This window comes from Demequina aurantiaca (assembly GCF_000975135.1).
In the GTDB taxonomy this organism is placed as follows: Bacteria; Actinomycetota; Actinomycetes; order Actinomycetales; family Demequinaceae; genus Demequina; species Demequina aurantiaca.
This window is the reverse complement of record NZ_BBRF01000001.1, coordinates 603,658-623,033: the sequence shown is the minus strand read 5'-3', so window position 1 is coordinate 623,033 and position 19,376 is coordinate 603,658. Positions and strand designations below refer to the sequence as shown.

Sequence of the window (19,376 nt, the reverse complement as noted above, 5' to 3'; positions counted from 1 at the left end):
ACTCGCCGCTAGGCTGGGGTCATGACTTCAGCAACCCCTCGCGAGGAGCTTCGCGACCTCATCAAGGACCTCGCCGTGGTGCACGGTCGTATTACGCTCGCCTCGGGCAAGGAGGCCGACTACTACGTCGACCTGCGCCGCATCACGCTGCACCACCGCGCGTCCCCACTCGTGGGTCACCTGCTGCTGGACCGCCTCGAGGAGGAGGGCTTTGGCCCCGCCGACGTGGAAGCCGTGGGTGGGCTGACACTCGGTGCTGACCCCGTTGCCACCGCTCTCATGCATGCCGCCGCCTCGCGCGGACTCGAGTTGGACTCATTTGTGGTGCGCAAGGAGAACAAGGCACACGGACTCCAGCGGCGCATCGAGGGCCCCGACGTTGAGGGCCGCAAGGTTGTGGCCGTCGAGGACACCTCGACCACGGGCGGCTCCGTATTGACGGCGGTCGACGCGCTGCGTGAAGCGGGCGCCGAGGTGGTTGCTGTCGCCGTGATCGTGGACCGCAACACCGGGTCGCGTGAGCGCATCGAAGAGGCCGGGCTGCCCTACATCTACCTCTATGGCCTCGAGGACCTGGGCCTCGCCTAGCCACTGATGGCCAGCGGTCATGCAAGGAACAATCACTCTTCACAGTACGAGCCCACGCCGCTAGTGTGAGCGCATGCGCCAGTCGTTGAGTCTCCGTAACGTCGCGGCCTACGTCGCCGCCGGCGTCTTTGTGCTCGGCTTTTTCCTGTTCCGCATCGGCTTCACGCCCTTCTGGCTGTTCGTGTTGGGCGCCGTTGCCGTGGTGATCTGGGTGGTCGACTACGTCCGCGCTCAGCGCCATCGCAGTGAGTACGCGGAGTTCGCCGAGCTGCACGGCTGGGAGTATGCGGCTCGCAGCTTCGACTACAACTCCAGGTTCACCAGCGCGCCGTTTGGCGTAGGAAACAAGTGGCATCAGACGGATGTGCTGAGGGGAACCCTGAGTGGGCTCGAGTGCGCCACCTTCACCCACCACTACGAGGTCGAGAACGGCCGTGGGGGCGAGAGCACTCAGTACATCTTCCAGGTCACGATCGCGGAGCTTCCCGTGAATCTGCCGCGACTCGAACTCATCCCCGAGTCGCTCGCGCAACGCGTTGCCAAGACCGTTGGCGCGATGGACATCGAGTTCGAGTCCCATGAATTCAACCGTCAGTGGCGCGTGCGCGCGGCGGACCGGCGCTACGCGCACGACGTCCTGGACCCGCGGATGCTGGAACGGCTGATCCTGCCCGATGCGCAAGGCGCCATGATCCGCATCGAGGGCGGGGCGGTGATGACCTGGCAGGCAGGTCGCGTGGGACTCGACGGACTCTCCACGCGGCTGGGTGTGCTGACAGCCATCGCGCGGCGTATCCCGGACCACGTGCTGCGGGAGTACACCGAGCGGGGCCTTGCCTCGCACCATGGCAAGCACGCAGGCGGCCACGGAGCGCATAGGCCTCTCGTGGGCCCGGATTGGGCCACCACACCTGGCGCCCTCACCTCTGGGCGGTACACCGGCATCGGCGCCGAGGACGAGGATCCACAACGACTGACCCCGCCCGCCTCGTAGCCCGCGGTCTTCGCGTTCGTCACGGTGGGGCGCTAGCATCGCCCTAGGTACTCATCAAAGGGAGTCAAGTCATGCTGGAGATTTTCCTGATCGTCATCTTCGCGTTGATCGTCATCGCGGTGCTGTGGGTCATTAGCGCGTACAACGGTCTGGTGCGCCTGCGCAATCTCGTGCAGGAAGCCTGGCGCCAGATTGACGTCGAGCTGCAGCGTCGTCACGACTTGATCCCCAACCTCGTGGAGACCGTCAAGGGTTATGCCGGACACGAGAAGTCGACCCTCGACGAGGTCACGCAGGCGCGCACCATTGCTGCTGCCCCCGGATCGACCCCGGGCGAGCAGGCCCAGCAGGAGAACGTGCTGACCCAGGCGCTCGGACGCCTGTTCGCCGTCGCCGAGGCCTACCCGGACCTCAAGGCGAACCAGAACTTCATGGAGTTGCAGCGCGAGCTGACCAACACCGAGGATCGAGTGGCCGCCGGACGCCGCTTCTACAACGCGAACGTCCGCACCATCAACACCAAGGTCGAGACGTTCCCCACGAGCATCGTCGCCAGCTCGTTCGGCTTCCACCGCGAGGAGTACTTCGAGGTCGAAGACCAGGCCGCACGCCAGGCCCCCAACGTCCAGTTCTAGTCTCGCCGCTCGTCGAGTAGGGAACCCGCGAGCCTCAGTTCCTGGCTATGCGGCCGGCGGCTTCTGAATGGGCGTGACTTCATCCTCGACGGCATCGACCACTGCTGCGGCGGCACGACGCGCTGCCACGCGGTGGTTGATGGTCTCGATGATGATGGGCAAGAGCGACACGAACACCACCAGCACCAGCGCAACCTCGATGTTGTCGCGCACCACCGCGAATCCACCCAGCCAGTAGCCGAGCAACGTCACACCGATGCCCCACACCACTGCGCCAATGGCGTTGTAGCGAGCGAAGTGGCCCCAATGCATGCGGCCCACACCTGCCGCGACCGGCACGTAGGTGCGGACGAAGGGCACAAAGCGGGCCAGAATGATGGCGCGCGGACCGTACTTGTCGAAGAATTTCTCGGTCTGGTCCGCATACTCCCGCTTGAAGAGCCGCGAGTCGGGTCTATTGAATATTCGGGGGCCGGCATAGTGGCCGATGCCAAAGCCAATCTGGTCGCCCACGAATGCCGCGACCCCCATCGTCAGCGCCGCGACCCAAATGGGCATGTCGATCGCACCGGTACCGACGAAGAGGCCGACCGTGAAGAGCAGCGAGTCGCCTGGCAGGAACGGGAAAAGCAGCCCGGTCTCGATGATGATGACGACACAGATCGCGAAGACCGCCCACGTACCCCAGCGCTCGAGGAACCCGTTGATGAGGTGCTCGGGGTCGAGCCAGTCTGGCCCAAGCGTGGGTAGATGAGCGCCAGCCAGCGCGAGGGCGTGATTCATGGGGCAAGGATACGTGAAGCGAACAAGCGTCTCCCCGCGTCGTCCCCGTTGCTAGTGTCGGAGTCGTGTCAGCATCCACCACACTTTCCGTCCGCGGCCTCACCCAGACGTTTGGCGACCGCACCGCGCTCGACGACGTCTCGTTCGAGGTGCGCCCCGGCAGGCTCACCGGGTTCGTCGGCGGCAACGGCGCGGGCAAGACCACCACCATGCGGGCCATCGTCGGCGTCCTCAAGCCCGATGCTGGGGAGGTGACCTTTGGCGAGGAGCCCATGACGCTGGGCGTGCGGAGAACCATCGGCTACATGCCTGAGGAACGTGGCCTGTATCCCAAAATGAAGGTGCTCGAGCAGTTGATCTTCTTGGGGCGGGTGTTCGGTGTCGACAAGGACGTGGCGCGCGAGCGGGCCACACAGTTGCTTGAGGATTTTGGCCTGAGCGACCGCGCGGGTGACGTCCTGCATACGCTGTCGCTCGGCAACCAGCAACGGGTTCAGGTGGCTGCCGCGCTGATTCACGATCCGGCGCTATTGGTGCTCGACGAGCCCTTCAGTGGCTTGGACCCCAACGCGATGGACGCGATGAGCGAGCGACTACGGGAGCGGGCCAGCGCGGGCGTACCCGTGCTGTTCTCCTCGCATCAGCTCGACCTGGTCGAGAAGCTCTGCGACGACATCGTGCTGATTCACGAGGGCCGCGTGGTCGCGACAGGCGAGGTTCGGTCCCTGCGCGAAGAGCGTGCTGGGCGGCGCTACCGAGTCCAGGTGGAGGGCCTCCCCGACTGGAGCCCGGACCTCCCGGGTGTCAGTGTCCTCACCGCGGGAGCGGATGGCACCACCGTCGAGCTCGCCGACGGCGCCGACCCGCAGGCGTTGCTTGTCTCAGCCCAGCAGGCTGGCCCCATCGCGCACTTTGGGCGCGTGCTGCCCACCCTTGCCGACCTCTTCGCGGAGGTGTCGCGATGAGCGCCGCTGCCCGCCCCACCGCCAACCGCTCGGACCTGGTGCGCACCATCGCCGGCCGCGAGATCTCCGTCAAGCTCCACGACAAGGGTTTCATCGCCTCGACCGTGGTGTTCCTGGTGGTCATCGTCGTGGCGACGGTGCTGCCCGCGCTGCTTGAGGGAGGCACCCCCTCCTACACAGTCGGCGTGACCCAGGGGGCACAGTCGGAGGCCGAGGTCGCGCAGCGACTCGGCGGACTCAACAACGACGAGCGCCCCTCGGACATCCCCGCCGCGGACATCACACTCGTGGACGTCGCGAGCGTGGAGGAGGGACTCGCGGACCAGGACGTCGACGCCGTCCTGACCGTCGACGGCCAGAACGCGATGCTGTCCGGCCGCGACAGCATGCCCGACGAATTGCTGACCTTGGTGACTGTGGCCCACGCCCAGTCGGTCATCGGCGCCGTGGCGACCGAGGCGGGTCTCGACGCCGACCAGCTCGCAACGCTAACGTCGCCGCCCGCACCGCAAGTGGTCCTCGCCGACCCTCCACCGGACTTCGCAGTACCCCCGCAGCTTGTGATCATCGTATTCGGCTTCCTGTTCTACTTCTCCGTGCTGACGTTCGGCATGTCGATCGCGCAGTCCGTGGTCGAGGAGAAGCAGTCGCGCGTGGTCGAACTCCTGGTGGCTGCGGTGCCGATCCGCTGGCTGCTGTCCGGCAAGGTACTCGGCAACGCAGTTCTCGCCATCTCACAGGTCGCGATCATCATTGGGGCCGGGCTGATCGGCGCCTCGGTGACCGGGGCCAGCGACGTGATCGGCCAGGTCGCGGGCGTCAGCGGCTGGTTCCTCGCGTTCTTCGTGGTGGGCTTCTTGATGCTCGCGTGCCTGTGGGCCGTCGCGGGATCGATGGCGTCCCGCATCGAGGATCTGCAGTCCACGACCCTCTACATGCAGATCGCGGTCATGGTGCCGTTCTTCGCTGCCGTGCTGATTCAGGACGACGGCCCACTCCAGCGATTCCTGTCCTACTTCCCGCTGACAGCGCCGCTGCTGATGCCGGCGCGCATGATTCAGGGCACTGCGGCCGGGTGGGAGCCGTGGATCGCCATGGCGCTTGTGTTGCTCACCGCCGCCATCCTGATCGTCGTGGGCGCACGCCTCTACGCGGGCTCCGTGCTCAACACCTCCAAGCGTTCGCACCTACGCTCCGCCTGGGCGCAGGGGGCCGGCGCGTGAACGAGGGGAGTTCGTCGGCTCAAACCGCACCGGCATCGGCCGTTCCAGCAGCGGACCTCCCGGAGGAGCCGATGCACGGGCTGGGTCCCTGGGAGGGCACGCTTCCCGATGGCGACCAATGGGATCAGGACCTGCTGCGCGACGGCGACCGCCGCAACGTGGTGGACCGCTACCGGTACTGGAACCACGACGCGATCGTCGCCGACTTGGACGCGCGCAGACATGACTTCCACGTGGCCATCGAGAACTGGCAGCACGACTTCAACATCGGCTCCGTGGTGCGCACCGCCAATGCCTTCATGGCCCGCGAGGTGCACATCGTGGGCAACCGCCGCTGGAACCGCCGCGGCGCGATGGTGACCGACCGGTACCAGCACGTGCGCCACCACCCCACGGTCGGGGAGTTTGTCGAGTGGGCGCATAGCGAGGGTCTGACGGTGATCGGCATCGACAACCTGCCGGGTTCCGTCCCGCTCGAAACCTACGAACTGCCGCGCAACTGCGTGCTGGTCTTTGGTCAGGAGAGCGTGGGTCTGACCGATGCCGTCCGAGAGGCGGCCGATGCGACGCTCGCGATCGCGCAGTACGGTTCCACGCGGTCGATCAACGCCGGCGCAGCCGCAGCCATTGCGATGCACTCCTGGGTGCGCCACCATGGAGACGTGGAGGCCGGACATGACGGATAGTGCGAACGTTGACGAGGACCTCGAGCCCTACGAGAAGTTCCACAAGGATGGCTCGCTGTGGGCGCGCGGGCAGTTCCTCGAGGGAAAGATGCACGGCTACTGGGAGTACTTCCGTGTGGACGGCACAATAATGCGGTCGGGTTCCTTTGACAGGGACGTGCAGGTAGGAGAGTGGACCACCTACGACAAGCAGGGTGCGCCCTACAAGGTGACCACAATGAAGGGTGACGCGGGGTCGTAGCCGGCCCAAGCATCGGCTGTCTGTGCGCGGGACCAAGGTCATGTGCGCTCATAGCGCGGTTTCTGACAGAATGGGGGGCGGATACGTCCCCCCATAACTCCAGGAGATAACTATGGCTCTCGCCAATCCCGAGTCTTACAACGCGATGCTCGATGCCGCCAAGGCCGGCTCTTACGCGTTCCCCGCGATCAACATCACGTCCTCGTCCTCGATCACCGCAGCCATCCAGGGCTTCGCGGAGGCCGAGTCCGACGGCATCATCCAGGTCTCGGTCGGCGGTGGACAGTACGCCTCCGGCTCCACCATCAAGGACCAGGTGGTGGGCTCGCTCGCACTCGCGGCCTACGCTCGCGAGGTTGCTGACAGCTACGGCGTCACCATCGCACTGCACACCGACCACTGCCACCCCGACTACGTCGACTCCTGGCTGCGCCCGCTGCTCGCCGCCTCGACCGCGCGCGTGAAGAACGGCGAAGAGCCCATCTTCCAGTCGCACATGTGGGATGGCTCGCCTGTTCCCATGGCGGACAACCTGTCGCTCGCGCAGGAGCTGCTCGAGCTCTCGCAGGCTGCCAAGACCATTCTCGAGATCGAGATCGGTGTTGTCGGTGGCGAGGAAGACGGCCACACGGCCGAGATCAACGACAAGCTCTACACGACCACCGAAGACGGTCTCGCGACCGTCGAGGCGCTGGGCCTGGGCGAGAAGGGCCGCTACCTGACGGCCCTCACGTTCGGCAACGTGCACGGCGCCTACAAGCCCGGCGCGGTCAAGCTCCGCCCCGAGCTCCTCGGCACCATCCAGGCCGAGGTCGGCGCCAAGTACGGCAAGGACAAGCCCTTCGACCTCGTGTTCCACGGCGGCTCCGGCTCGACCGCGGAAGAGATTGCGGAGGCCGTCAGCCACGGTGTCATCAAGATGAACGTCGACACCGACACGCAGTACGCGTACACGCGTCCCGTCGTCGACCACATGATGAAGAACTACGACGGCGTCCTCAAGGTCGACGGTGAGTGGGGCAACAAGAAGGCCTACGACCCTCGCGCCTGGGGCAAGCTCGCCGAGGCCGGCATGGCTGCTCGCGTCGTCGAGGCATGCCAGCAGCTCGGCTCAGCCGGCAAGAAGATTTAAGTACGACTGTGGCGGAGGCCCCCGGAGTCGCACTGACACCGGGGGCTTTCGCACGTCACCGTAAGATAGACACGCATTAGTGACGTGAGCGAGTGCTCACGTTAACCAAGCCCCGGGCGTTGTTTCCGGGTGAGGGGAGGGCCTTGTGCCCGGAGTAGTTATTGTTGGCGCCCAGTGGGGCGATGAAGGCAAGGGCAAGGCGACTGACGTCCTGGGCTCCCGCGTGGACTACGTGGTGAAGTTCAACGGCGGCAATAACGCCGGTCACACCGTGGTGATTGGCGACCAAAAGTTCGCCCTGCACCTGCTGCCTTCCGGCATCTTGTCTCCCGGCGTCACGCCGGTGATCGGCAACGGCGTCGTCGTGGACATCTCGGTGCTCTTCCAGGAGTTGGATGCAATCCAGGAGCGCGGGGTCGAGACCTCGAAGCTGCTAATCTCCAACGCCGCCCACGTGATTGCGCCGTACGCGCGGACGCTAGACAACGTCACCGAACGCTTCCTCGGGTCGCGCAAGATCGGCACCACCGGTCGCGGCATCGGCCCGGCATATGCCGACAAGATCAACCGCCTCGGCATTCGCATGGGTGATCTATTCGATGACCAGGTGCTGCGCGACAAGGTCGAGGGCGCCCTTGAGCAGAAGAATCACCTGCTCGTGAAGGTGTACAACCGTCGTGCCATCGAGGTCGACGAGGTAGTCGAGGAACTGATGCAGTACCGCGAGCGCCTCGCCCCCATGGTGACGGACACGTCGCTGGTGCTCAACGCCGCGCTCGACCGCGGCGAGACCGTGCTGTTCGAAGGTGGCCAGGCCACCATGCTGGACGTCGACCACGGCACCTACCCGTTCGTGACGTCATCCAATGCGACCGCCGGTGGTGCGTGCACTGGTTCCGGTGTGGGACCGACCCGCATCGACTCCGTCATTGGCATCGTGAAGGCCTACACGACCCGCGTGGGCGAGGGCCCTATGCCGACCGAGTTGTTCGATGAGGATGGCATCAAGCTGCAGACCATCGGCGGCGAGTTTGGTGTCACCACCGGGCGCACCCGTCGTTGCGGCTGGTACGACGCGGTCATCGCCCGCTACTCCGCGCGCATCAACGGCCTGACGGACTTTGTGTTGACCAAGCTCGATGTGCTGACCGGCTGGGAGACCATCCCGGTGTGTGTCGCGTACGAAGTCGATGGTGTTCGCTACGAGGACCTCCCGCAGGACCAGGCAGCCTTCGCGGCGGCCAAGCCCATTTGGGAGGAGTTCCCCGGTTGGACCGAGGACATCTCCGCGTGCAGGACGTTCGACGAGTTGCCGGCGAACGCGCAGAACTACGTGCGCGCGCTTGAGGCCATGTCGGGCTGCCGGATCTCGTCCATTGGAGTGGGCCCGGACCGCGAGCAGACCATTGAGGTCAACGACCTCATCCACGCCCGCGGGGTCTAGCAACTTCTTACTCACCGCCCTCCCACCGCGGGTGCCCCCGCCGGCGGGCTGTAGTCCTGTCCGCCGCGCGCCCCACCCACGCCCGCAGCTCACCTTCCCAGTTGGTCCGATTTGGCACGCTTTTTTGGGTGCTCGGCATGCTGTTGGTCCGATCTGGACCGCAGCCCGCCTGCAATTTAGGTGAAGCGCCGCCGCCGCTCGCGTGCGCTTGCGAGGCGCGGCGTGACAAGAAGGACCAACAGGGCTCCGGCCAGCTCAGATCCGTGCGAAAACGGACCAATACGGGGTAGGCGGGCCAGGGACGCCAGTTCGCTAGACTCGCGGAGTGATCATCCTCATCGTCGGCGGGGGAGCCCGCGAGCATGCCATTGCCCGCTCCCTCCACCTGGACCCTGCAGTCACCGAGCTTCACGCCGCCCCGGGCAACCCCGGCATCGGCCAGATAGCGACGCTGCACTCGACCGACCAAAATGACGGAGTGGCCGTCGCGTCTCTCGCGGCGCAGGTACGAGCCGACCTGGTTGTTGTGGGCCCCGAGGCCCCGCTCGTCAACGGCGTCGCGGATGCCGTACGCAAGGCAGGCATTCCGTGCTTTGGCCCCGGCGCCGCAGCCGCGATGCTCGAGGGCTCCAAGGCGTTCGCCAAGGACGTCATGAACGCCGCCAAGGTGCCGACCGCCGGCGCGGCGGTGTGCACGGACCGGGAACAGTTGGCCGCCGCATTGGACGAGTTTGGTGCTCCGCATGTCGTCAAGGATGACGGGCTAGCGGCAGGCAAGGGCGTCGTCGTGACCAACGACCGTGCTGAGGCCGATGCGCATGGCGAGTCGATTCTTAGCTCGGGCGGCCAGGTGGTGATCGAGGAGTTCCTCGACGGACCCGAGGTGAGTCTGTTCGTGATCTGCGACGGCACCAATGTTGTCCCGCTCCAGCCAGCACAGGATTTCAAGCGCGCCTACGACGGCGACGAGGGTCTCAACACCGGCGGCATGGGTGCATACAGCCCGCTGCCCTGGGCTCCCGCGGACCTGGTGGATGAGGTGGTGCGCACCGTCGCCCAGCCCACTGTCGATGAGATGGCCCGGCGCGGCGCCCCATTCCAGGGCGTGCTCTACTGCGGCCTCGCGCTCACCTCACGCGGCGTGCGAGTCATCGAGTTCAACGCGCGCTTTGGCGACCCCGAGACCCAGGTGGTCCTCGCCCGCTTGGAGACCCCCCTTTCCGATGTACTGATGGCGGCTGCGCTGGGACGCCTCCCAGAACTGCCTAGGCTTGCGTGGCGCGCAGAGTCCGCCGTCACTGTCGTGATCGCAGCCGAGGGATACCCGGCGGATCCTCGCAAGGGCGACGCGATCACCGGTATCGACGACGCTGAGGCGATGGAAGACGTGCATGTGCTTCACGCCGGCACCACCTTCGACGACAACGGAGCGCTCGTGTCGAACGGTGGGCGCGTGCTGTCTGTCGTCGCGGCCGGCGCCGACCTGACCGAGGCTCGCACGCGTGCGTACGCCGGCGTCGACGCGATCGATCTACCCGGCTCGCACCACCGCACGGACATCGCACGGACCGCAGCGGAGGCGAACTGATGGGCGAGATCGTCCTTCCTGCTCCGCCGGTAGTACCTGGCTGGCGCCATATCTACTCCGGCAAGGTCCGCGACCTGTACGAGCCCATCGAGCCACACCCGCGCGGTGATGTCGTCCTGGTGGTCGCGTCGGACCGCATCAGTGCCTATGACTGGGTTCTACCCACGACCATCCCTGGCAAGGGTGAGATCCTCACGGCGCTGAGTCTGTGGTGGTTCGACCAGATCCGGGACATCGTCCCTAACCACACGGTCGAGGCCCCGGTGCCGGCAGAGGTAGCCGGCCGCGGCATGATCTGCCAGCGCCTGGACATGTTCCCGGTCGAGTGCGTGGCGCGTGGCTACCTGACCGGTTCCGGCTTGGTCGAGTACCGCGACAACGGCGAGGTGTGCGGTGTCCCACTTCCCGATGGCCTGGTGGACGGATCTCGCTTGCGCACCCCGATCTTCACCCCGGCCACCAAGGCCGCCGTGGGCGACCACGATGAGAACGTGAGTTTTGACGCCGTGGCGGACACCATCGGGCCGGTGGACGCGGCCGCGCTGCGCGAGATCACGCTGCATGCCTATACGCGTGCGCACGAGATTGCGGCAAGCAAGGGCATCATCCTGGCTGACACCAAGTTCGAGTTTGGTCGCAATGCCGCCGGTGAGATCGTGATCGGAGACGAGGTGCTCACCCCGGACTCCAGTCGCTTCTGGCCCGCGGACACGTGGGAGCCGGGCCGTGCCCAGCCCAGCTACGACAAGCAATTCGTCCGCGACTGGCTGACCTCGCCGGAGTCTGGCTGGGACAAGGCTGGCGACGTGCCGCCGCCCCAGTTGCCCGCGGAGATCGTCGAGAAGACCCGTCAGCGCTACCTCGAGGCGTACGACCGGCTCGCCAAGGCGTAGTCAGCGGGCCACCCGCACCCGAACCGCGCCACAATGAGGACATGCGTTCCTTCGATGATTTAGTGGCGGAAGCCGATGCTGCGGATGTATCCGGTTGGGGGTTCGGCTGGCTAGACGGCAGGGCGACGGAGGAGCGCCCGCCGTGGGGTTTTGCGCGTTTGCTCGCAGATCGACTGGCCACCGTCGACTCCGCGCTCGACCTCGACACCGGCGGGGGAGAGGTGTTGGGGGAAGCCCCGATCTTTCCTCCAACGATGGTGGCGACCGAGGGCTGGCCGCCCAATGCGGCGCGGGCCCGTTCCGCATTGGCGCCACGCGGCGTGAAGATCGTCGATGCTGTGCCTGGCGAGGCCTTGCCCTTCGAGGACCACACCTTCACCCTGGTCACCGCGCGGCACCCCGTCGCGCCGGACTGGCCCGAGATTCATCGCGTCCTCCGGCCGGGCGGCTCCTACTTTGCGCAGCACGTGGGGCCTGCCTCCGCCTTCGAACTCATTGAGGAGTTCCTAGGGCCGCTGGTCGAGGAGCGCCGGGGGCGCGACCCAGACTTGGAGAGCGCAGCGGCTCGCGACGCCGGCCTGGAAATCGTTCACCTGAGCACGGCTCGATGCCGCATGGAGTTCTACGACATCGGCGCCGTGGTGTGGACCCTCCGCAAGTGCGTGTGGTGGGTGCCAGACTTCTCCGTGGTCAAGTACGACGCGATGCTGCGAAGGCTCGATGCCCAGATGCGGGCGGGAAAGCCTGTTGTGGCGCATTCGACGCGCCACCTCATCGAAGCTCGCCGCCCTAGCTAGGTCGCGGTGAGAACCCAACGTTTCCCGAGCATCGGCCGTCCTATCTGTATGAAGCCTTTTCAGAAGACCCTGGCCTTGGCGGCCGTCGCCCTTGGAGCCGTCGCCGCCCTGACGGGCTGTGCCGCGGCGGGGTCGGGATCGCCCGGCGAGCAGCGGCAGGTAGTCGAGGGCGTCGAGTACTACCCCGCCTGTGGAAACGAGACGCTGACCTTTGACGGCGTGACCTGGTACCAGTTCGACCCCGAGGACGAGGAGGACTTCCCCACACCCGTGGCGTTCGCAGCGGTGGATATGCCCGGACTTGGGATGTCGCGTTCGACAAAAGCAGTCGTGGCCCCTGGCCCTGGAGACGACACGGGAACACTGGTCGTCTACGACGGTGGATACGCGTACTTCCGCTCCGACAGCGGCGACCTCACCACCTGGCTAACCACCGACAAGATCGAGTACAACTTTGTCTGCTGAGACTGCCGCTAGACTTTGCCCATGGCCACCATCGTCGTACATGTGATGCCCAAGCCCGAGATCCTTGACCCGCAGGGCAAGGCAGTTGGCGCCGCACTCCCGCGTCTGGGATTCGACCAGTTTGCCGGCGTGCGCCAGGGCAAGCGATTCGAACTGACCGTTGACGGTGAGGTCACCGACGAGGTGCTCGCTAAGGCTCGCGAGGCCGCGGAGACGATGCTATCCAACCCGGTCATCGAAGACGTGGTCTCGGTCGCCGTCGAGGAGAACTAAATGACCGCCCGCATCGGCGTCGTCACGTTCCCCGGCACGCTCGACGACCGCGACGCGGCACGCGCCGTCCGCCTCGCAGGTGCCGAACCGGTCTCGCTTTTCCATGCGGAGCCCGACCTCAAGGACGTCGACGCGATTGTCCTCCCCGGTGGTTTCAGCTACGGAGACTATCTGCGCGCAGGTGCCATCTCGCGCTTCTCTCCCATCACGGAGAAGATCGTGGACGCGGCCAACGGCGGCATGCCGGTGCTGGGCATCTGCAACGGTTTTCAGGTGCTGACCGAGGTCCACCTGCTGCCGGGATCGATGATCAAGAACGAGCACCTGCACTTCATCTGCCGCGACCAGACGCTACGCGTCGAGAACGCGGACACCGACTGGACTCGCGAGTACGAGGACGGCCAGGACATCATCGTGCCGCTGAAGAACCAGGACGGCCAGTACGTCGCCGACGAGCACACCCTCGACGAGCTCGAGGCCGAGGGTCGCGTGGCCTTCCGCTACGTGGGCTGGAACCCGAACGGTTCGCGACGCGACATCGCCGGCATCACCAACGCGCGCGGCAACGTGGTGGGCCTCATGCCGCACCCCGAACACGCGGTCGAGCGCGGATTCGGCCCCGACTCGACAGAGGAGGGCCGCGCCGGAACCGACGGCCTGACCTTCTTCACGAGCGCCATCTCGTCCTTGCTCGCCAACGCCTAAGAGGCTTCAGTCAGCCGATGCAGGGGCTGGCCTCGTCGTAGGAGCATCGTCGAGGCGGCGGCTGAGGAGCGACTAGTGCTGTCCCGCCGGGCCGTTCGCGCGACGATCTCGGAAGAACAGGTAGAGCGTCCATCCCGCCAGAATCAGCGTCATGGTGCGGGGAATGGGCACGAACCCGGTAGGCGTGATGAAGGCGAGTGCCGCAGCGCCCGAGGCCCAGCCCCAGTTCTTGTGGTGCACGGACCGTGCCGCGAATATCGATGAGCTGAGGCCCACGATGATGGAGCCCGCGACAAGGACTCGTAGCGATACCTCAAGGTCGGCCCAGACCGAACTCGCATACATAGCGCTGTAGATCAGCATCGCGACCGTCGTGAGAACGGCGAGCGCTAGCGGCCCCCACTCTTTGCGTGCGGGGCGGCCATGAGGCATCTCGGGCTTGGATCTGTCTGGCACGGGGAAGACGTTACACCAGCGGTACGGTGGCCCGTGAAGTCGTCTACTCCCCGAGCGCGGGCTTGATGTCGCGCGCGAGGACCTCAAACGTGCGCCCATTGAACTCCGCGCCCAGTTGATTGGGCACCGTGACCAGGACAGTGTCCGCAGCCATGACGGCCTCGTCCCGGAGCAGCTCTGCCACGATCTTGTCCGGCGCACCTACGTAGGTCTTGCCGAACGTTCCCTTGGCGTTGTCGATGTAGCCGATCTGATCCTCGTTGCCGCCCATGGACTCGCGTGCGAGTATGCCGCCAAAGTAGCGCTCGGATGCGTCGTCGAAGATGGGCATGATGGATCGGCTCACGGACACGCGGGGCTTGCCGTCATGACCGGCCGCGTCCCACGCCTCGCGATAGGCCGCGATCTGGCGAGCCTGGACGGTGCCGAGCGGCTCGCCCGTGGCCTCGAGAACAAGCGTCGAAGACATCAGATGCATACCGAGTGAGCCGACTCGCTTAGCGCTGTCGGTGTTGCCCGCGCCGTACCAGATGCGCTGTGAGAGTCCCGGCGACTGCGGAGTGATCGGTAGTTTCTGACCGGCGAGCACGTGGGCATTCGCGCCAGGCTCCGCGATCCCCTCACCCGAGATCGCCTTGCGGAAGAGCGCAATTCGCTCCGCCGCGTCCTCAACCGGCAGTTTGCCCACGGGAAGCGGGTAGCCAAAGCTGGCTGGGCCATCGGCCGCTGGCTCGGGAGAGCCGCGCGAGACGCCAAGCTGGAGTCGACCTGTCGACACCAGGTCAGCGGTGGCCGCGAGTTCCGCCATGTATAGCGGGTTCTCGTAGCGCATGTTGATGACGCCGGTTCCCAGTTCGATGCGCGACGTGCGTGCGGCCATCGCGGCGAGGAGGGGGAAGGGCGAGGACAGGTTCTGCTCGTAGTGATGCACTCGGATCCATGCGCCGTCCATGCCTGCCTCCTCGGCCGCGACCGCCAAGTCGATGGTGTCGCGCACGGTCTCGCCAGCATCGCGCGTCCTGGAACCGGGCGCAGCCGACCAGTGGCCAAAGGAGAGAAAGCCAAAGTTCTTCATGGAGTTGTCCAATGGTTGATGTGTCTACTGTCCGCTTCAACGTGACCTGGGAAGCCGTCATTCCCGCATCGTTCCAGGGCGCGCGGAGGTCAGGTGCGCCTCACTGAGTTGAGCCTGTCCTTGCTAGCGCATTGTGTGGTCGCGGCCTAGGCTGGCGATATGACAAACGACACTTTTGAATCATTGCTCAGGGCCCAGGTGGGCGTGGAACTCGACGCCCACACGCAGTACATCGCGATCGCGGTGTACTTCGACTCCGAAGACCTTCCCCAGCTCGCCGCTCACTTCTACCGCCAGGCGGTCGAGGAGCGCAATCACGGCATGATGATCGTCCAGTACATGCTGGACCGCGACCTTAAGGTCGAGATCCCTGCCGGCAAGGAGCCAAAGAACGGCTTCGGTTCCGTCACCGAGCCCATTGAGCTCGCTCTTGCGCAGGAGAAGCAGGTCACCAAGCAGATCGAGGCGCTCTTCGCGGCCGCCCGTGCCGAGGGTGACGTGCTGTCCGAGCAGTTCCTGCTGTGGTTCCTCAAGGAGCAGGTCGAGGAGGTCGCCTCCATGTCGACTCTCCTCACGGTCGCGCAGCGTGCCAGCGGCAACCTGTTCGACATCGAGAACTTCGTGGCTCGCGAGCAGGTGGGTGACGGCGGCGTCGACGCCGATGCTCCTGGCGCTGCTGGTGGAGTGCTCTAGCGAGCGCTCGCGTCACCTCAAACGACAACGGTTCCGCTCGGCCATCGTGGCCGGGCGGAACCGTTCGTGTTTGTGCTTGGTGCCGGACCTAGGCGGCAGCGCCGCGCAGTGCGGCAAGCTCGCGACCGGACTTGCGTGCGACCTCTTCCGCGTCGCTCTTGAGGCCAGCGGCCATCTCGGTGAAGTCATTCAGCGCCGGGTCCACACCCACGAGCGTGAACGAGCGCGACACTACGCGAAGGTCGAGCCCGAGGACGTCGCGCAGGACGCGGACCAGCCACTCGGTGGAGTGGTCCCACCCCTCCTTGGGCGTTCCCTCGGAGTAGTTGCCGCCCAGCACGGTCACAAGTGTCGCGGGCTTGCCATTGACGGCAGTGACTGCGGAGCCGATGCGGGGGTCCGTCTTGACCAGGTCGAACCAGGTCTTGAAGTGCTGTGAAACACCAAAGTTGTACAGCGGCACGTCGAACAGCAGTGCGTCGGCGTCAACAACTTCGTCCGCGAGAGTCTTGGCAAGCGCGCCAGCCTCGAGCTGTGCGGGCGAGCGGTCGCCCTCGGGGGTGAAGCCGCCGAGCACCGCGTTCTGCCACGCGGTCGCGGGGACCGGGTCGGCCGTAAGGTCGCGACGAGTGACCGCGGAATCGGGGTGAGCCGCGGCCCACTCCTGCTCGACGATGTCGCCGAGCGCGCGGCTTGCTGAGGTGGCGGGCATGATGCTTGCGTCCAGACGAAACAGTGTCATTTCTTCTCCATGAGTTGGGTGTCAATAGTGACTAATAAAAAAATAGTGACTAGACAGAGCGTAGCACGGTACACTCGTGGCATGGAAACCGAGATCAGCGAGCACAATGCGTGCGATGGCGCCGTCAGCCTCGCTTTCACGATCCTCGGCAAGCGCTGGAACGGGATGATCATCGCCACGCTGGGCAAGGGCCCGCTGTGCTTTGCGGAGTTGCGACGCGCGGTACCCGGGATCAGCGACGCGGTGCTGTCCGACCGGCTCTCCGAACTCGCGGAGGTCACCCTGGTGACCCGTAGCGTCAATCCCGGCCCGCCCATCGCCGTCTCTTACGCCCTCACTGACGGCGGCAAGCACCTGGTGCCGGTGCTCGAGCAACTCGGGCAGTGGGCGTCCAGCAACCTGCAACCGCCCGTCAAGGCCTAGCTGCCCGCGCCAAGAGGATCTGAACGTGCTCTCCATTCGCCGCGTCCAGTCGGACGATGCCGCGGCCCGGGGCCTCTGGGACGAACAGCAGGCCGAGATGCGGGTGGTTTACGGAGACGACGGGCACGTCGATGCCCCGGAGGGCGAGGCGTTCGATGATGCGATCGACCTCTCCCGCGTCTATGCGTCGCTGGTAGGTGCGGACGAGTCGGGTGAGGACATTGCTACCGCGATGCTCCAATGGCCGGCGTACGACCTGCCTCTGGGAACCATTGAGGCCAAGCGCCTCTACGTCCGGCCGGAGCATCGTCGCCGGGGATACTCACGCGTCATGATGGGCGCGCTCGAGGCCGCCGCGCGGCGATCGGGTGCCACGAGCATCGCCCTCGAGACCGGCACCGAGCAGCCAGCCGCGATCGCCCTGTACGAGGCGCTCGGGTATCACCGCATCGAGCCATACGGTCAATACAACGAGGATCCGCGCTCGGTGTGTTTCGCGAAGGAACTGCCCACCCGAGTGCTGGTGGTGAACGGCAGCATCGGCGCGGGAAAGACCACCAGCGCCGCCGCCGTGTTCGACGCCTTGGAGGCGCGCGGGTCTCGCTCAGCCTTCATCGATGGCGACTTTCTATGCCAGGCCGTTCCACCCCCCGCGGACGACCCGTACAACCAGGCGCTGTTTTTCCAGAACCTCGCAGCAACGGCACCCGTGTATCGGGCACGGGGGTGTGGGCTGGTCGTGATCTCTCGCGTCCTGGAGGACGCCGACGACCGTGCCCGCTGCGCCACCGCCTTTGCGAGTGTGGCGGGACAAGCCGACGTCAGCATCGTCCGCGTGGACGCGCCGTTGGACGTGCGCGAGGCGCGCCTGTCCGTGCGCGAGCCGGAGGGCAAGTGGCGGGACTGGGCGCTCGCGCGCACCGTGGAGCTGAGCGACTCGCTCGACAGCCAGGACCTGGACGACGCGATCGTTATGACTGCCATGGATGCCGGTGAGAACCGCTCGCGCGCAGAGGTGGCCGAGGATGTCCTTGACGCGGCCGGCTGGGCTTAGTTACTGCGCTAGTCCTCCAGGCAGAACCTCAGTGCGGCGTCCACGAACAGCCCGGCGGAGTCGAAGTAGGGCACGTCGATGTCGGGCTGCGTGACGACCATGGGAATCTCGGTGCAGCCGGAGATCATTCCCTGAGCGCCCTGCTCCAGCAGCGGGTCGAGGATTGCCAGTACCTGCTCGCGCGCGCCTTCGGGGATGACGCCTTTGGCGAGCGAGCCGTAGATCAGCTCGTGTAGTTCACTGAGGGCCGGTTCCGCGGGGGCAAGGGTGGTGATGCCGCGCGTGGCCATGTGATCCCGGTAGAAGGGGTCGCGCATCGTGTAGCCGGTACCCAACAGGGCGACGGTGTCGAGGTCCTGGGCGAGGATGGCATCGGCGGTGGCGTCGAGCATGTGAATCAGCGGCACGTCGATGGCCGCCTCGACCGCCGGAGCGACCTTGTGCATCGTGTTCGCGCAAATCATGATGGCCTCGGCGCCGGCACTCTGCAAGCCCACGGCATCGGCCGCGAACTCGGCCCCAAGGCCCTCCCAATCCCCGGCGGCCTGAGCGTCGGCGATGTGTTGGAAGTTGTAGGAGCGCACCAGGAGGTCACCGGAGCTGCTCCCGCCGAGCGCGTCGTTCACGCCGTCGTTGATGGCGCGCTCCATCTCGATGGAGCTGTGCCAGGTGATGCCTCCCAGGAGGCCGAGTCGACGGGGTGTAGTTCTCATGCTTTTCACAGTAGCGGCCGATGGTGGGTCCAGGTGCGCATCGGATGGCACCTTGGGCGGGACGTAACGTTCTAGCCAGATGGAATGAATTGGCGTATCGTGGAGCCATGAAGATTGGTGAACTTGCCGAGGCCGGCCACGTGACGGCGAAGACCGTGCGGTACTACGAGAGCATCGGGCTGATGCCCGCTCCGGGTCGCACGGCCTCCGGCTACCGCGACTACAGCGACGACGCCGTTGATCGGTTGCGGTTCATTCGTGACGCCCAGGCATCGGGCCTGACGCTCGCCGAGGCGGGGCAGATCCTGGGCATGAAGGACGACGGCGAGTCCACGTGCCAGCACACCCGCGCGCTGGTGGACCGTCACCTTGCGGACATCGACCTGCAAATCGCGAGCCTGCTTGCGGCGAAGGGAGAGCTCACGGCACTGTCCCGCCGGGCGGCAAGCCTGGACCCGGCGAACTGCAATGACCCGAACGCATGCCAGGTGCTCGCGCACTAAGTCGGCGTACGGCTTGACCTTCCAGCACACTGTAAGGTCTATGTTGAGGTTATGACTACTTCAACGACCATCATTGAACTCTCTGTCGAGGGCATGACGTGCGAGGGCTGCGCCACCACCGTGCGCGAGGCCCTGGTTGCGGCTGACGGTATCTCCGGCGCCGACATCGACGTAGCGACCGGTCAGGTCGCCGTGCACTCCGACGGCACTGTGCCCGTCGATGATCTCGAGTTCGCCATCGACGAGGCCGTGACCAAGGCCGGCTACACCGTAGGCGCCTAGCCACGCCCCATCCTTCCCCTTTC

Annotated in this window: 25 protein-coding genes; 20 read left to right on the top strand and 5 right to left on the bottom strand. The window is 65.8% G+C overall.

All coding sequences use genetic code 11. The features are described 5' to 3' along the window. Positions 1-21: 21 nt before the first annotated feature. The 3 genes from pyrE to AOP73_RS02800 all read left to right on the top strand — a co-directional run bounded on the left by pyrE (position 22) and on the right by AOP73_RS02800 (position 2,217). Positions 22-588: an orotate phosphoribosyltransferase gene (gene pyrE, locus AOP73_RS02810; RefSeq protein WP_061963110.1), complete on the top strand. Its 567-nt coding sequence runs from the start codon at positions 22-24 to the stop codon at positions 586-588. A 73-nt stretch (positions 589-661) separates the two neighbouring features. After that, complete coding sequence (locus AOP73_RS02805) at positions 662-1,582, top strand: hypothetical protein (protein ID WP_061963109.1); 921 nt, start codon at positions 662-664, stop codon at positions 1,580-1,582. Positions 1,583-1,653: 71 nt separating this feature from the next. Next, positions 1,654-2,217 (top strand): LemA family protein, encoded by a 564-nt coding sequence (locus AOP73_RS02800; RefSeq protein WP_061963108.1) that lies wholly within the window; start codon positions 1,654-1,656, stop codon positions 2,215-2,217. 45 nt (positions 2,218-2,262) lie between these two features. On the opposite strand, the gene AOP73_RS02795 is transcribed toward AOP73_RS02800, so the two are convergent. Further along, positions 2,263-3,000 (bottom strand): DedA family protein, encoded by a 738-nt coding sequence (locus tag AOP73_RS02795; protein WP_061963107.1) that lies wholly within the window; start codon positions 2,998-3,000, stop codon positions 2,263-2,265. A gap of 65 nt (positions 3,001-3,065) precedes the next feature. Between AOP73_RS02795 and AOP73_RS02790 the strand changes: the two genes are divergently transcribed. The 12 genes from AOP73_RS02790 to purQ all read left to right on the top strand — a co-directional run bounded on the left by AOP73_RS02790 (position 3,066) and on the right by purQ (position 13,412). Further along, positions 3,066-3,965, top strand: coding sequence for an ABC transporter ATP-binding protein (locus tag AOP73_RS02790; RefSeq protein WP_061963106.1), 900 nt, complete (start codon positions 3,066-3,068; stop codon positions 3,963-3,965). Continuing rightward, complete coding sequence (locus AOP73_RS02785) at positions 3,962-5,188, top strand: ABC transporter permease (protein WP_061963105.1); 1,227 nt, start codon at positions 3,962-3,964, stop codon at positions 5,186-5,188. Before AOP73_RS02790 ends, AOP73_RS02785 begins: the two co-directional genes overlap by 4 nt. A 71-nt stretch (positions 5,189-5,259) precedes the next feature. Beyond that, positions 5,260-5,874, top strand: a complete 615-nt coding sequence (locus AOP73_RS02780) for a TrmH family RNA methyltransferase (RefSeq protein ID WP_061963104.1) — start codon at positions 5,260-5,262, stop codon at positions 5,872-5,874. Beyond that, positions 5,864-6,115: a toxin-antitoxin system YwqK family antitoxin gene (locus AOP73_RS02775; protein WP_061963103.1), complete on the top strand. Its 252-nt coding sequence runs from the start codon at positions 5,864-5,866 to the stop codon at positions 6,113-6,115. Before AOP73_RS02780 ends, AOP73_RS02775 begins: the two co-directional genes overlap by 11 nt. A 112-nt stretch (positions 6,116-6,227) precedes the next feature. Then, the gene (gene fbaA / locus AOP73_RS02770) at positions 6,228-7,247 is read left to right on the top strand and encodes a class II fructose-bisphosphate aldolase (RefSeq protein WP_061963102.1); all 1,020 of its coding nucleotides are present in this window, start codon (positions 6,228-6,230) and stop codon (positions 7,245-7,247) included. A 145-nt stretch (positions 7,248-7,392) separates the two neighbouring features. After that, complete coding sequence (locus tag AOP73_RS02765) at positions 7,393-8,691, top strand: adenylosuccinate synthase (protein ID WP_061963101.1); 1,299 nt, start codon at positions 7,393-7,395, stop codon at positions 8,689-8,691. A 325-nt stretch (positions 8,692-9,016) separates the two neighbouring features. After that, positions 9,017-10,279 carry a phosphoribosylamine--glycine ligase gene (gene purD / locus AOP73_RS02760; RefSeq protein WP_061963100.1) on the top strand — a complete coding sequence of 421 codons (1,263 nt, stop codon included), beginning with the start codon at positions 9,017-9,019 and terminating at the stop codon, positions 10,277-10,279. Further along, entirely contained in the window at positions 10,279-11,172 is an 894-nt protein-coding gene (locus AOP73_RS02755; RefSeq protein ID WP_061963099.1) for a phosphoribosylaminoimidazolesuccinocarboxamide synthase, read from the top strand. The genes purD and AOP73_RS02755 overlap by 1 nt, the downstream gene beginning before the upstream one ends. A gap of 41 nt (positions 11,173-11,213) precedes the next feature. Continuing rightward, complete coding sequence (locus tag AOP73_RS02750) at positions 11,214-11,969, top strand: class I SAM-dependent methyltransferase (RefSeq protein ID WP_061963098.1); 756 nt, start codon at positions 11,214-11,216, stop codon at positions 11,967-11,969. Between the two features lie 48 nt (positions 11,970-12,017). Then, the gene (locus AOP73_RS02745; protein ID WP_061963097.1) at positions 12,018-12,434 is read left to right on the top strand and encodes a hypothetical protein; all 417 of its coding nucleotides are present in this window, start codon (positions 12,018-12,020) and stop codon (positions 12,432-12,434) included. Positions 12,435-12,455: 21 nt separating this feature from the next. Next, entirely contained in the window at positions 12,456-12,707 is a 252-nt protein-coding gene (gene purS, locus AOP73_RS02740) for a phosphoribosylformylglycinamidine synthase subunit PurS (protein ID WP_061963096.1), read from the top strand. Next, complete coding sequence (purQ, locus tag AOP73_RS02735) at positions 12,708-13,412, top strand: phosphoribosylformylglycinamidine synthase subunit PurQ (RefSeq protein ID WP_061963095.1); 705 nt, start codon at positions 12,708-12,710, stop codon at positions 13,410-13,412. A 72-nt stretch (positions 13,413-13,484) separates the two neighbouring features. On the opposite strand, the gene AOP73_RS02730 is transcribed toward purQ, so the two are convergent. Both AOP73_RS02730 and AOP73_RS02725 read right to left on the bottom strand, forming a co-directional pair. After that, on the bottom strand, positions 13,485-13,868 hold the full coding sequence (locus AOP73_RS02730) for a hypothetical protein (protein ID WP_152650511.1): 384 nt from the start codon (positions 13,866-13,868) through the stop codon (positions 13,485-13,487). Positions 13,869-13,911: 43 nt separating this feature from the next. Beyond that, entirely contained in the window at positions 13,912-14,943 is a 1,032-nt protein-coding gene (locus tag AOP73_RS02725) for an LLM class flavin-dependent oxidoreductase (protein ID WP_061963093.1), read from the bottom strand. Between the two features lie 159 nt (positions 14,944-15,102). Between AOP73_RS02725 and AOP73_RS02720 the strand changes: the two genes are divergently transcribed. Beyond that, the gene (locus tag AOP73_RS02720; protein WP_061963092.1) at positions 15,103-15,636 is read left to right on the top strand and encodes a ferritin; all 534 of its coding nucleotides are present in this window, start codon (positions 15,103-15,105) and stop codon (positions 15,634-15,636) included. A gap of 88 nt (positions 15,637-15,724) precedes the next feature. On the opposite strand, the gene AOP73_RS02715 is transcribed toward AOP73_RS02720, so the two are convergent. Next, the gene (locus AOP73_RS02715) at positions 15,725-16,378 is read right to left on the bottom strand and encodes an FMN-dependent NADH-azoreductase (protein WP_061963091.1); all 654 of its coding nucleotides are present in this window, start codon (positions 16,376-16,378) and stop codon (positions 15,725-15,727) included. 81 nt (positions 16,379-16,459) lie between these two features. Here AOP73_RS02715 and AOP73_RS02710 point away from each other — a divergent pair, with 81 nt between their 5' ends. Together AOP73_RS02710 and AOP73_RS02705 are read left to right on the top strand one after the other, a co-directional pair. Further along, positions 16,460-16,801, top strand: coding sequence for a winged helix-turn-helix transcriptional regulator (locus tag AOP73_RS02710; protein ID WP_061963090.1), 342 nt, complete (start codon positions 16,460-16,462; stop codon positions 16,799-16,801). A 25-nt stretch (positions 16,802-16,826) separates the two neighbouring features. Then, on the top strand, positions 16,827-17,855 hold the full coding sequence (locus tag AOP73_RS02705; RefSeq protein ID WP_061963089.1) for a GNAT family N-acetyltransferase: 1,029 nt from the start codon (positions 16,827-16,829) through the stop codon (positions 17,853-17,855). Between the two features lie 8 nt (positions 17,856-17,863). Here the strand turns inward: AOP73_RS02705 and AOP73_RS02700 are convergent, their stop codons facing one another. Next, a complete protein-coding gene (locus AOP73_RS02700) occupies positions 17,864-18,568 on the bottom strand; it encodes an aspartate/glutamate racemase family protein (RefSeq protein WP_084626509.1) in 705 nt (234 codons plus the stop codon). Between the two features lie 107 nt (positions 18,569-18,675). Between AOP73_RS02700 and AOP73_RS02695 the strand changes: the two genes are divergently transcribed. Beyond that, a complete protein-coding gene (locus AOP73_RS02695) occupies positions 18,676-19,071 on the top strand; it encodes a heavy metal-responsive transcriptional regulator (protein WP_061963087.1) in 396 nt (131 codons plus the stop codon). A 51-nt stretch (positions 19,072-19,122) separates the two neighbouring features. After that, positions 19,123-19,353, top strand: a complete 231-nt coding sequence (locus AOP73_RS02690) for a heavy-metal-associated domain-containing protein (RefSeq protein ID WP_061963086.1) — start codon at positions 19,123-19,125, stop codon at positions 19,351-19,353. Positions 19,354-19,376: the final 23 nt, after the last annotated feature.